General features: G+C 61.5%; 10 protein-coding genes. All 10 read left to right on the top strand.

Annotated elements, in window-relative coordinates:
• The first annotated feature begins 23 nt into the window (after positions 1–23).
• The 10 genes from EGI20_RS01325 to EGI20_RS01280 all read left to right on the top strand — a co-directional run bounded on the left by EGI20_RS01325 (position 24) and on the right by EGI20_RS01280 (position 11,804).
• Complete coding sequence (locus EGI20_RS01325) at positions 24–377, top strand: DsrE/DsrF/TusD sulfur relay family protein (protein WP_124735299.1); 354 nt, start codon at positions 24–26, stop codon at positions 375–377.
• A 242-nt stretch (positions 378–619) separates the two neighbouring features.
• Positions 620–1,780 (top strand): MFS transporter, encoded by a 1,161-nt coding sequence (locus tag EGI20_RS01320; protein ID WP_498629011.1) that lies wholly within the window; start codon positions 620–622, stop codon positions 1,778–1,780.
• Between the two features lie 172 nt (positions 1,781–1,952).
• The gene (leuC, locus tag EGI20_RS01315; RefSeq protein WP_498629009.1) at positions 1,953–3,368 is read left to right on the top strand and encodes a 3-isopropylmalate dehydratase large subunit; all 1,416 of its coding nucleotides are present in this window, start codon (positions 1,953–1,955) and stop codon (positions 3,366–3,368) included.
• A complete protein-coding gene (locus tag EGI20_RS01310; protein ID WP_249614691.1) occupies positions 3,365–3,499 on the top strand; it encodes an entericidin A/B family lipoprotein in 135 nt (44 codons plus the stop codon). The genes leuC and EGI20_RS01310 overlap by 4 nt, the downstream gene beginning before the upstream one ends.
• A gap of 10 nt (positions 3,500–3,509) precedes the next feature.
• Complete coding sequence (leuD, locus tag EGI20_RS01305) at positions 3,510–4,148, top strand: 3-isopropylmalate dehydratase small subunit (protein ID WP_498629006.1); 639 nt, start codon at positions 3,510–3,512, stop codon at positions 4,146–4,148.
• Between the two features lie 22 nt (positions 4,149–4,170).
• Positions 4,171–5,241 carry a 3-isopropylmalate dehydrogenase gene (gene leuB, locus EGI20_RS01300; protein WP_498629087.1) on the top strand — a complete coding sequence of 357 codons (1,071 nt, stop codon included), beginning with the start codon at positions 4,171–4,173 and terminating at the stop codon, positions 5,239–5,241.
• A 114-nt stretch (positions 5,242–5,355) separates the two neighbouring features.
• A complete protein-coding gene (gene asd, locus EGI20_RS01295) occupies positions 5,356–6,468 on the top strand; it encodes an aspartate-semialdehyde dehydrogenase (protein ID WP_498629004.1) in 1,113 nt (370 codons plus the stop codon).
• 76 nt (positions 6,469–6,544) lie between these two features.
• Entirely contained in the window at positions 6,545–7,558 is a 1,014-nt protein-coding gene (locus EGI20_RS01290; RefSeq protein ID WP_498629003.1) for an aspartate-semialdehyde dehydrogenase, read from the top strand.
• A 164-nt stretch (positions 7,559–7,722) separates the two neighbouring features.
• The gene (locus tag EGI20_RS01285; RefSeq protein WP_498629001.1) at positions 7,723–10,062 is read left to right on the top strand and encodes a motility hub landmark protein FimV; all 2,340 of its coding nucleotides are present in this window, start codon (positions 7,723–7,725) and stop codon (positions 10,060–10,062) included.
• Positions 10,059–11,804: a FimV/HubP-related protein gene (locus EGI20_RS01280; protein WP_498628999.1), complete on the top strand. Its 1,746-nt coding sequence runs from the start codon at positions 10,059–10,061 to the stop codon at positions 11,802–11,804. Before EGI20_RS01285 ends, EGI20_RS01280 begins: the two co-directional genes overlap by 4 nt.
• Positions 11,805–11,927: the final 123 nt, after the last annotated feature.

Raw genomic sequence — 11,927 nt, 5'->3', positions numbered from 1 at the left:
TTTCTATTTCTTTGGAGTCATGAATGCAGAACATCCTGTTTATTCTCAATGCGGCACCTTACGGCAGCGAGCGCACCTTGTCGGCGCTGCGTCTGGCGACTACGCTGGCGGCCGACGCCGCTGAGCCCAGGCTCAGCCTGTTTTTGCTGTCCGATGCCGTCGTGGTCGCACAGTCCGGCCAGCAGGTGGCTGCCGGTCTGGCGCTGGGGCAGATGCTGGAAGAGTTGCTGGCACAAGGCGTGACCGTGCAGGCTTGCCGCACTTGTCTGGACGCGCGCGGTATCGGCGCGGCACAACTGCTGCCTGGGGTCGAGATCGGTACCATGCCGTCTCTGGCTGCGCTGACGCTGGCGGCGGACAAGGTGCTCAGCTTCTGAGTAGGGTCCGGCATGGGGTCTTGTCATGTGGACACCACGCCAGAAGCATGGGGAATCAAACCGTCTGCATGCTTTGCACTGGCAGGAGCTTTCACCGTGAAGGGGGCTGATGCATGGCTAGTGCGAAGCATATTCCATCAATACCCATGTGCAATGGGGGTATATCTGCATCGGCCTGTGCGCAGCAGCTTGTGAACAGGCGCTAAGACGTGGCGGGTTGCGATTCCGTATAATCCGCCCCCATGAAACTTTCTCTTCCCTTCGCGCCGCTGGCGGCGTTCTATTTCTGCTATTTCGCTTTTTTCGGCCTGTTCAGCCCGTTCTGGGGGCTGTATCTCGAATCGCTGTCGTTCAGCGCCTGGCAAATTTCCCTGCTGATGTCGCTTTCCACGCTTGCGCGTATTGCCGCGCCGGGGCTGTGGGGCTGGCTGGCCGACCATATGCGCCGGCGCCGTCCCATCGTGATTGGCACCTCCATCGTGTCGGCAGCAGCTTTTTCCATGGTCGGGCTTAGCCCGGTTTTCTGGTGGATGTTTGCCTTTCTCGCGCTGTCGCATTTTTTCTGGGCCGCGGCGTTGCCGCTGGTGGAGGCCAGCAGCGCCCACTTAACGCGCGCAACACCCGGGCGCTATAGCCGAATCCGGCTGTGGGGCTCGGTCGGTTTTGTCGTGACATCGGTGGCCGGCGGCTATCTGTTTGACTGGCTGTCGATTGCCATCATGCCCTGGGTGGTGACTGCGACGCTGGTGTTGATCGTGTTTGCCGCGCTGGCCGTGCCGGATGTGGTGCCGGAAAGGGCGACGGACTCGCCAGAGCCGATTATGGCGACCTTGCGCCAGCCGGTGGTGCTGGCGCTGTTTGCCTGCTGCTTTTTGATGGCTTACGCGCACGGGCCGTATTATGTGTTCTATTCGATTGCATTGAAAAACGCGGGCTATGCACGCGACAGCATAGGCTGGCTGTGGGCTATCGGGGTGATGGCCGAGGTGGCGGCGTTCTGGTTTATGCCGCGCCTGATGCGTAGCGCCTCGGCCGAGCGCCTGATGCTGGTGTCGCTGCTGGCGGCGGTGGCGCGCTTTGCCTTGCTCGCGCTGGCGCTGGAAACAGCGGCCTTGGCGGTGCTGGCCCAATTGCTGCATGGACTCACGTTTGGCGTGCACCATGCGGCGGCCGTGGCCTTGTTGCACCGCTATTTTGCGCCGGCCCATCAGGCGCGCGCGCAAGGCTTTTACATCATTGCCGGCTTCGGGCTGGGGGGCAGTAGCGGCGGGCTGATCAGCGGCTTGCTCTGGCCCATGGGCGGAGCATTGGCCGTGTTCGGCATGTCGACGCTGGCCGCGCTTGGCGGTGTGATATTGGCCTTGCTGTTTTTGCGTTCCGTTAAACAGCCCGCTGTCGTTTAGACGCTTTGTCCGATAATTGGACGCTCTGTCCGAAGCCTCGCAAGCCTTGTGCTGCGAGGCTTTGCTGTTTTTTATGTCCGGCTTTCGCGTTGCAGCATGCACCGCTTGTAACAAGGTCGGACGATATGACAGAATGGAATCATCCCTATTGCAAACACTGGCAAGAAAAACCATGACGGCACAAACCCTGTACGACAAGTTGTGGGCCTCCCACGTGGTGCGCGAAGAGAGCGACGGCACCTGCCTTTTGTATATCGACCGCCATCTGGTGCATGAAGTCACCAGTCCGCAAGCCTTCGAAGGCCTGAAACTGGCTAACCGCCCCTTGTGGCGCAAGGATTCGGTGGTGTCGACCGCCGACCATAACACCCCGACCGACCACTGGGACCAGGGCATCCAGGATCCGATCTCGCGCCTGCAGGTCGAGACGCTGGACGCCAATATCAAGGCTTTCGGCGCGCTGGCCTATTTCCCGTTCAAGGATATCGGCCAGGGTGTGGTGCATGTGATGGGGCCGGAGCAGGGCGCGACCTTGCCGGGCATGACCGTGGTGTGCGGCGACAGCCATACCTCGACCCACGGTGCTTTCGGCGCGCTGGCGCACGGTATCGGCACTTCCGAAGTCGAGCATGTGATGGCGACCCAGTGCCTGGTGGCCAAGAAGTCGAAGAATATGCGCGTTAGCGTCGAGGGGCAGCTTGGCGCCGGCGTGGGCGCCAAGGATGTGGCGCTGGCGATTATCGGCAAGATAGGCACCGCCGGTGGCACCGGCTACGCCATCGAGTTTGCCGGGTCGGCCATTCGCGGCCTTTCCATGGAAGGGCGGATGACGCTGTGCAATATGGCGATCGAGGCCGGTGCGCGCTCGGGCCTGGTTGCGGTTGACGACAAGACCATTGCCTATGTCAAGGACAGGCCGCTCGCGCCAAGCGCTCTGCAGTGGGATGCGGCGGTAGCGTACTGGAATACGCTGCATTCGGACGAGGGCGCGCATTTTGACGCCGAGGTGGAACTCAAGGCCGAAGAAGTGGCCCCGCAGGTGACCTGGGGCACATCGCCGGAGATGGTGGTCGATGTCAACGGTCGTGTACCCGACCCGGCACAGGAAACCGATGCGGTGAAAAAAGCCGGTGCCATCCGTGCGCTGGAATATATGGGCCTCACCGCCAATACCGCCATGACCGATATTCCGGTTGATGTGGTGTTTATCGGCTCGTGCACCAATTCGCGCATCGAGGACTTGCGCGAGGCTGCCGCCGTAGCGCGTGGCCGCAAGAAAGCGGCCAACGTCAAGCAGGTGCTGGTGGTGCCAGGCTCGGGTCTGGTCAAGCAACAGGCCGAGGCCGAGGGACTGGACAAGGTGTTTGTCGCGGCAGGTTTCGAGTGGCGCGAACCGGGCTGCTCAATGTGTCTGGCGATGAATGCCGACCGTCTGTTGCCGGGCGAGCGTTGCGCGTCGACCTCCAACCGCAACTTCGAAGGCCGTCAGGGGCAGGGCGGACGCACCCATCTGGTCAGCCCGGCGATGGCGGCGGCGGCTGCCGTGACCGGGCATTTTGCCGATGTACGCAAGCTGGAGGCGGTATGAGAGCACTGCTGACTGTCCTGACACTGGGCCTGCTTGCTGGCTGCAATACCATGCAGGGCATGGGGCAGGATATCCAGAAGGGCGGGCAGGTGATCAGCAATACCGCCCGCGATGTGGCCAACAAATTCTGACGGATACGAAATGAAAGCATTTAATAGCCTGAACGCGCTGGTGTGCCCGCTGGATAGGGCCAACGTCGACACCGACGCCATCATTCCCAAGCAGTTTCTCAAATCGATCAAACGCGCCGGTTTCGGCCCCAATCTGTTCGATGAATGGCGCTACCTCGATCATGGCGAGCCGGGCATGGACAATAGCGTGCGCCCGCTGAACCCCGATTTTGTGCTTAATTTCCCGCGCTATGCCGGTGCCGAAGTGCTGCTGGCACGCGAGAATTTCGGCTGCGGCTCCAGCCGCGAACATGCGCCATGGGCGCTGGAAGACCAGGGCTTCCGCGTGGTGATTGCGCCGTCGTTCGCCGATATCTTTTTCAATAACTGCTACAAGAACGGCCTGTTGCCTATCGTGCTCTCTGCCGATGTGGTGGATAGGCTGTTTGCCGAGTGCGAGGCGAACGAAGGCTACAGCCTGAATATCGACTTGCCGGCGCAGACGGTCACTACGCCGGACGGTACCGCCTTCACGTTCGACATCACCGAGCACCGCAAGCATTGCCTGCTGGGCGGGCTGGACGAAATCGGCCTGACCCTGCAGCACGCAGGCGAAATCCGCGCTTATGAAACGAAGCGCCGCGCATCGCAGCCGTGGCTGTTTGCCTGAAAAATAACAAGACAAGAGAGAAATCATGAAGAAAATCGCAGTATTACCGGGTGACGGCATCGGTCCCGAGATCATCGCGCAGGCGGTGCGCGTGCTGGAAGTACTCAAGGCCGATGGTCTGGCCATTGATTGGGAGTTTGCGCCCTTGGGCGGCGCGGCAGTTGACGCGTTTGGTTCGCCCTATCCGTCGCTGACGCAGAATCTGGCGCGCGAAGCCGATGCCATTTTGCTTGGCGCCGTCGGCGGCCCGCAGTACGACAAGCTCGATCGTCCGCTGCGCCCCGAGCGCGGCCTGCTGGCGATTCGCAAGGATCTGAACCTGTTCGCCAATCTGCGCCCGGCGATTCTTTACCCCGAGCTTGCCAATGCGTCCACGCTCAAGCCCGAGGTGGTGGCGGGGCTGGATATCATGATCATCCGCGAGCTGACCGGCGACATCTATTTCGGCCAGCCGCGCGGTATCGCGGTCAACGAACTGGGCGAGCGCGAAGCCTACAACACCATGCGCTACAGCGAGAGCGAGATCCGCCGTATCGCGCATGTGGCGTTTGCCACCGCGATGAAGCGCGGCAAGAAACTGTGCTCGGTCGACAAGGCCAATGTGCTGGAGACCACCGAGTTCTGGAAAGAGATCATGATCGACGTGGCGCGCGAGTATCCGGAAGTGGAGCTCACACATATGTATGTCGACAATGCCGCGATGCAGCTGGTGCGCCGTCCCAAGCAGTTTGATGTGATGGTGACCGGCAATATCTTCGGCGATATCCTGTCGGACGAGGCGTCGATGCTGACCGGCTCGATCGGCATGCTGCCTTCGGCTTCGCTGGACGAAAACAACAAGGGCTTGTACGAACCGTCTCATGGCTCGGCGCCGGACATTGCCGGGCAGAACCTGGCCAACCCGCTGGCGACCATTTTGTCAGTGGCGATGATGCTGCGTTACAGTCTGGGGGCCGAAGCTGAAGCCGTGCGTGTCGAGAGCGCGGTGAAGAAGGTGCTGGCCCAGGGCTTGCGCACCGCCGACATTTATGAGGCCGGTTGCGAGAAGGTGAGCTGCTCGGCCATGGGCGACGCGGTGATCGCGGCGCTGTGATCACCTCGTGGTGGGTTACGGCCTGCGGCCTAACCCACCCTACGCTGCCGGCGGACAAGGCAACCGTCACCCACCGGCACGATATAAGAATTCATTGAGATAGAGAGAACGACGATGAGAGCAGGTTTTGTAGGTTGGCGCGGGATGGTGGGTTCGGTACTGATGCAGCGCATGCGCGAAGAGAACGACTTCGCCGTGATTACCGAGCCGGTGTTCTTTACCACCAGCAATGTCGGCGGCAAAGGCCCCGACATCGGTCGCGATGTACCGGCACTGAAAGACGCGAAAAACATAGCCGAGCTTAAGGCTATGGACGTGATCGTCACCTGCCAGGGCGGCGACTATACCAGTGAAGTCTATCCGCAACTGCGTGCGGCCGGCTGGAAGGGCTACTGGATTGATGCCGCCTCGACGCTGCGCATGGCCGACGACGCGGTGATCATTCTCGACCCGGTTAACCGCAAGGTGATCGACGATGCCATCGTGCGCGGTGTCAAGGACTACGTCGGCGGCAACTGCACTGTATCGCTGATGCTGATGGCGCTGGGCGGCCTGTTCCAGAACGACCAGGTCGAGTGGGTCAGCTCGATGACCTATCAGGCGGCCTCCGGTGCCGGTGCGCAGAATATGCGCGAACTGCTCTCGGGCATGGGCGCGGTCAATGCCGAAGTGAAAGACCTGCTGGCCAATCCGGCCTCGGCGATTCTGGATATCGACCGCAAGGTGTCCGATTTCCTGCGCTCCGATGCTTTCCCTAGCCAGAACTTCGGCGTGCCGCTGGCCGGCAGTCTGATCCCTTGGATCGACAAGGATCTGGGTAACGGCCAGTCCAAGGAAGAATGGAAGGGCGGGGTCGAGACCAACAAGATCCTCGGCCGCAGCGCGAACCCTGTGCCGGTGGATGGCCTGTGCGTGCGCATCGGCGCCATGCGCTGCCACAGCCAGGCGCTGACCATCAAGCTGAAGAACGATATTCCGCTCTCCGAGATCGAGGACATGCTGGCTGCAGCCAATCCATGGGCCAAGGTGGTGCCGAACACACGCGAAGCGTCGATGAAGGATCTGACGCCGGCGGCCGTTACCGGCACGCTGGTGACGCCGGTTGGCCGTCTGCGCAAGATGGCGATGGGCGGCGATTATCTGTCGGCCTTTACCGTGGGTGACCAGTTGCTGTGGGGCGCGGCCGAACCTTTGCGTCGCATGCTGCGTATCCTGATCGAACGATAAAACGGTAGAATGGCGGTCAACGCTATTTATCCACAAAAGGCGCTACGGCGCCTTTTGTCATTTCGGAAGACAGAAAATGCAACAATCCATCAATGTAGCCGTAATCGGCGCCAAAAACCTGATCGGCGAAGCCGTCCTTGAACTGCTGGCCCAGCGCCGTTTTCCCGCCCGGCGGGTCTATGCGGTAGATGGTGAAGACTATGAGGGCGATGTGGCCGCCTTCGGTAACCGCGAGCTGGAAGTGCATCAGCTGGCGGATTTCGCCTTTGAAAACGTGCAGCTGGCCATCTTTGTCGCGGGTAGCGAAGTGGCGCGCCGCTATGTGCCGGATGCGCGTACGGCAGGTTGTGTGGTGCTCGACTTCAGTGCTGCTTTTCGCGCTGACGAAGGCGTGCCGCTGGTGGTGTCGGGTATTAATGACAATTTGCTGCTGGATGCTGGCGAAACTGGCCTGGTTGCCGTGCCTAATTGCACGGTGACGCCACTGGCGCAGGCGCTGGCTGTTTTTGCGGCCAAGGGTTTGTCGCGGGTGACGGTATCGACTTACCAGTCGGTCTCCGGTAGCGGTCAGGCTGCGATGGAAGAGCTGGCGACTCAGACAACATCGTTGTTTGCCCAGCGCGAGACCGAAGTCAATGTGTTCGCCAAGCGCATCGCGTTTAATGTGCTGCCGCAAATCGGCGATGTAGATACGGCAGGTGTCAGCGAGGAAGAGCGCTCGGTGCAGCATGAGTTGCGTCGCGTGCTGGCGCTGCCAGGTCTGGAAGTCGAGGCGACTTGTGTACGGGTGCCGGTGTTCTTCGGTCATGGCTGGTCGGTGGCGCTGGCAACGGAACAGCCCCTGAATCGTGATGAAGTTGCATTGCAACTGGAGCAGGCCGGCTTGCGTGTGGTGACAGAAAGCGACAGTTTTGGTCCGTATCTGACGCCGATGGAAGCTACCGGTAATGATCTGGTCTGGGTCAGCCGCTTGCGGGTAGAGGGTGCGCGGGTGCAGTTCTGGCTGGCTGCCGACAATGTGCGCGCGGGGGCGGCATTGAATATTGTCAAATTGGCCGAGTCTATGCTCGCCAAGGGGTATTTGGCCTGAGTGATTGATTCGGGTTATATTTGACAAATATTCATGCTGTTTGATTTTATCGGGGCGGGCAGGCAAGGTAAGGGGACGTCGTGCCTGAACGTAAGCACCCAAACTAAATGACCGGAAGGCAGATTGTGACCAGGCGTAATACAAAAAAACTAAGCGTAGTACTGGTGTCTTTAGTCTTTGCTTCATCGGCTTGGGCGGGTCTTGGCGGGATTCAGGTCCGCTCCAGTCTGGGCGAGAGTCTGCGCGCCAATATTGCCTTAAGTGGTGCGGATGCCCAGGATGCCGATAAGCTGCGTGTCAGCCTGGCCAGTCCCGATGCCTTTCGTGATTTGAATATCGACTATGCGCCCGTGTTGGGTTCTTTGCGCTTTGCCGTGGTCAATCAGGGCGGCAAACCCTATATCCGGGTGATATCTTCGCAAGCCATTCATGATCCGTATCTGCGCTTTGTGATCGAAGCGCGTAGTCCTGCCGGTCGCAGTCTGCGTGAATACACCGTTTTACTGGATCCGGCCGATTATCCTTTGCGCCAGCCCGTGCTGGAGCAGGATCTGCCACTACTTGCCAAGACTTCACCACGTGCGGCGCGTGCCAAACCCATGCAGCCGGGCATGGTAGAGGTAGCACCGGGTCAGACGCTGATGTCGCTGGCACGCAGTGCGCGTCCAGCCGATGCCAGTTTGAACCAGGCCATGGCGGCGATCTTCAAAGCCAACCCGCATGCGTTTATTGCCGGTAATCCTGAACGGATGATGGCTGGCGCGCGTCTGGCCATTCCGGGTGCGGCCCGTATCCGGGCGATCAATCCGCTTGAAGCGTCGCGCTTGTTAGCGGGCGGGGCGGTAGCATCTGAGGTGCCTGCCAGCATCCCGCCGGCCAAGGTCGCGGCGGTGACTCCGGCCCCGGCACCAATACCGACCCCTAAGCTTAAGTCCGCTCCGGATGCAGCCACCCCTGCGCCGGCCAAGCCGCTGACCGAGGTGCAAGCGCCGGTCTCGAATCCGACCGTTAAGCTAAGCGCGCCAGAGTCTGGCGGTCCTGAGGCGGATGCGCGCTTGTCGGTGCTGGAGCAGGAGCTTGAAGCGCGCGATCGCACGCTGGCCCAGACGCAAGAGAAAATTGTCCAGCTTGAGGCGCGCTTGAAAGCCATGCAGGCTGCTCCAGCAAGTACTCAGCTGAATAATCCGGACGAAGACACGACGTCGCTGCTGGATGACGTGTTTGCCCAACTGCCTTTGATCGGTGGCGGGCTAGCGGCTTTGGCGCTGGCTTTGCTTGGCGTGACCTGGGTGCGCAAGCGTCGCGAGTCAGGGCGTGTCGATGCGGCTTTGGCAGGAAGACCGCTGGGCGCGGCCAGCGCCTTGCAGCATGGCGCTTTGATGCGTACCCAGCAGACCGAAGGTGCGGGCGGCAACTCCTTCCTGACCGATTTTACCCGTTCCGGTATGGGTTCGATTGATGCGGGCGAGGTGGATCCGGTGGCTGAGGCTGAAGTGTATCTGGCTTATGGCCGTGACCAGCAGGCCGAAGACATTCTGCTGGATGCCTTGCAAAAAGATCCGACCCGACATGAGGTCAGGCTTAAATTGCTCGAGATTTACGCCTCGCGTGCCGATAAGGATACGTTTGAGCACCATGCCCGTGAACTCAAGCTGGCGCAGGATGGCCGGGGTGTCTTGTGGGCCAAGGCCGCAGCATTGGGCTTGGCGCTGGATCCGCAAAACAGCCTGTATGCCGATGAGTCGTCCAGCGTAGAGGCGCTGGGTGGCGCACCTGCCATAGCGGCGGGGCCGATTGATCTGGATGCCGAACTGTCTGGTGTGGCTGATGCCCTGCCCTCGCAGAAAATGGCAGCGGATGTTGACTTCGCCATGCCTGCACCCGCAGTCACCCCCGTGGCGCCGCTTGCGCCCCCATCAATGGCTGACCATGATGCGGATGATCCGCTGCGCGCCGCGCTGTTTGGTGAAGAGCCCGCCGCTGTCGAGCCTGAGCCGGTCGTAGCGCACGACAGCAATATGCTGGACTTCGATATGGATGCCATGCTGGGCGGCCTGGGTACACCGGCGCCTGTGGTAAAGGCCGTCAGCGAGGCTGAGGCGGAACAGCCGGCTGATCATGCCGACAATGGCAATTTGCTGGACTTTGATTTCCAGATGGGGATGCCAGCGTCCGAGCCGGCTCCTGTGGCAGCACCGCTTGCTGCGGCTGCTGCGGACGATTTTGACAGCCTGTTCGAGTTTGATCAGGCCGAGCCGAGCACAGATGCACGAGGGGATACGGCGTTTGATGCGCTGACAGCCGACCTTGAAGCCGAATTTGCGCCGGTGTCGACCGAGGGCATGAGTGTGTCGGATGACCCGCTTTCCACCAAGCTTGACCTTGCCCGTGTCTATCTCGATATGGGGGACAAGGAGGGCGCGCGCGAAGTGCTGCTGGAACTGCTTGGCGAAACCGAAGGTGCGTTGCGTGACGAAGCCGGGAAACTGCTGGCGACACTATGAACCGTTTGGCGTTTTCTGAGCTGGCACTGGCTCTGCCGCTGGCATTGGGTGTTTTGGCGGCGCCGCTGGCTCAGGCCGGAATGGGCGCGCTTAAGCCTTTATCCGCCCAGGGCGAACCCTTGCAGGCAGAAGTCGCGCTGGATCTGCCTGAGGGCGCAGAGGGTGGCGTGGTGCGGCTAGCCGCCCTGCATGACTATCCGCTGTTGCAGCCTTATAGCGCTAATGCATCGCTCTTGCGCTTTGAGATCAAGAGCGATGCTAATGGCCGGCCAGTGGTGCAGCTGGCCGGGCCGGCTCTGGCGGGCACCGATGTACTGCGCTTTGCCATCGAATATGTCTGGCCGGGCGGGCGCTGGGTGCGCGAATACCGGCTTTATGGCTACAACCTGCCGGCACGGCCGCAGCCGGCGGATGCCGATCTGTCCAGCCCGTCCCTGCCTTTTATCGACACCCCATCCGATCCGGCGCTAGGGCGTTTGTTCCGCTTGTCAGAACCTGCGCAGGCGCTGGCGCTGAAAATCGAGTTGCTGGGCGCTTTGGCCAGCGACAAGGCGCGTACGCAGGCGGTTTTCAGCGTGCGCGGGCTTGATGCTGCGGCGCGTACCGTATTGAACGGGGTTCGCCTTGAAGTGGGGCAGGAGGATGCACAGCATTTTCTATTGCTGACAAGCCCGCACCCTATGGGGCGTCATGCGTTGTCGTTCGAGCTGGATGCCGTATTTGAAGGGGCGAAGGCCGGTCGCCGCTATTCTGTTTTGCCGGCGACTGCCGCTGCCCGGCCTTTGCATTATCGCGTAGTTGCCGGGGACAGCGCTTTTGCGCTGGCGCGACGCTTTTATCCGGCGCGCTCGCCGGACACTGCGGTACGCGCGCTGCTGGCGGCCAATGCGCAGGCTTTTGTGGCAGGCAATGCCAACCGTTTGCGGGCAGGGGCGTTATTACGCCTGCCTGATATCAGTACGCGCGCAGCGGCGCCTTCACCGGCTGTCGCAGCTAAGCTTGCTCCACCCGCACCCGCACCCGCACCCGCACCCGCACCCGCACCCGCACCCGCACCTGGCCCTGGCCCTGTGGCTGTGCGGGCGGACATCGAGGCGCAAGTCGCGGCGGACAAGGCGTTGGCCGAGCACAAGCTTGTACAGCTGCAACAGGCGCAGGCGCGTCTGGCTGCGCTGGAAAAGGAGGTCGTGCGCCTGTCTGCGCTGCTTGTGCCTGAGGATAGCGGCGTCGTGGAGGATGCGTCGCTGGACGAGGAACTGGCTCGCTGGCTTGCCGGTGGGGCAGGTGGTATTGCCGTGATGAGCCTGCTTGCCTGGCAATTGGCGCGCCGCAATCGTGCAAGGCTGGGCGGGCGCGTGCCGGCGGCAGTTCAGGCCGCGCCGCGCCGCCCTGAAGAGCCAGAGCCGGATATTGCCGCTGCGCCGGAGTCGGTGCCTGATGCGCGGCTGCAGCAGTTGCAGCAACTGGCGTTAAATGGTGAACGCGCCGCTTTTGCTGCGCTGGCGCACGAAGTGCTGGCCGATAGCGCGGGTCAGGGTGAGGCGTGGGGCGCCGTTGTGCGCATGGGACAGGGGCTGGATCCTGAGAATGCCTTGTACCGTATGGCCGAGCCTGATGTGGCTGCAGCTGAACAGACCGCACAGGCCGATTCGGCCGAGCTGGCTTTGGCGCGCCTGTTTGCCGAAATGGGTGAGCGTGACGGGGCTGCAGATCTGGCTCGGGATGTACGTGCAGCGGACTGAGTGGTTTTTAGCACCGGGTGCCTGGCTGTGTGCCTGGCTGGCGCTGGTTTTGCTGCTGGCGGTGATGCCGCCCTTATGGCTGAGCGGCTTGACAGCCGTGCTGGCGGCAGGCCTGCTCTGGCG

The organism is Aquitalea sp. S1-19 (assembly GCF_024343515.1).
Note: the sequence above shows the minus strand (reverse complement) of the source record. Positions and strands in the feature narration are given on the sequence as shown.

Bases quoted from the DNA above. Each gene is read 5' to 3' on its own strand.
- EGI20_RS01325 (WP_124735299.1), top strand. From the start codon at position 24: ATGCAGAACATCCTGTTTATTCTCAATGCGGCACCTTACGGCAGCGAG.
- EGI20_RS01320 (WP_498629011.1), top strand. From the start codon at position 620: ATGAAACTTTCTCTTCCCTTCGCGCCGCTGGCGGCGTTCTATTTCTGC.
- leuC (WP_498629009.1), top strand. From the start codon at position 1,953: ATGACGGCACAAACCCTGTACGACAAGTTGTGGGCCTCCCACGTGGTG.
- EGI20_RS01310 (WP_249614691.1), top strand. From the start codon at position 3,365: ATGAGAGCACTGCTGACTGTCCTGACACTGGGCCTGCTTGCTGGCTGC.
- leuD (WP_498629006.1), top strand. From the start codon at position 3,510: ATGAAAGCATTTAATAGCCTGAACGCGCTGGTGTGCCCGCTGGATAGG.
- asd (WP_498629004.1), top strand. From the start codon at position 5,356: ATGAGAGCAGGTTTTGTAGGTTGGCGCGGGATGGTGGGTTCGGTACTG.
- EGI20_RS01290 (WP_498629003.1), top strand. From the start codon at position 6,545: ATGCAACAATCCATCAATGTAGCCGTAATCGGCGCCAAAAACCTGATC.
- EGI20_RS01280 (WP_498628999.1), top strand. From the start codon at position 10,059: ATGAACCGTTTGGCGTTTTCTGAGCTGGCACTGGCTCTGCCGCTGGCA.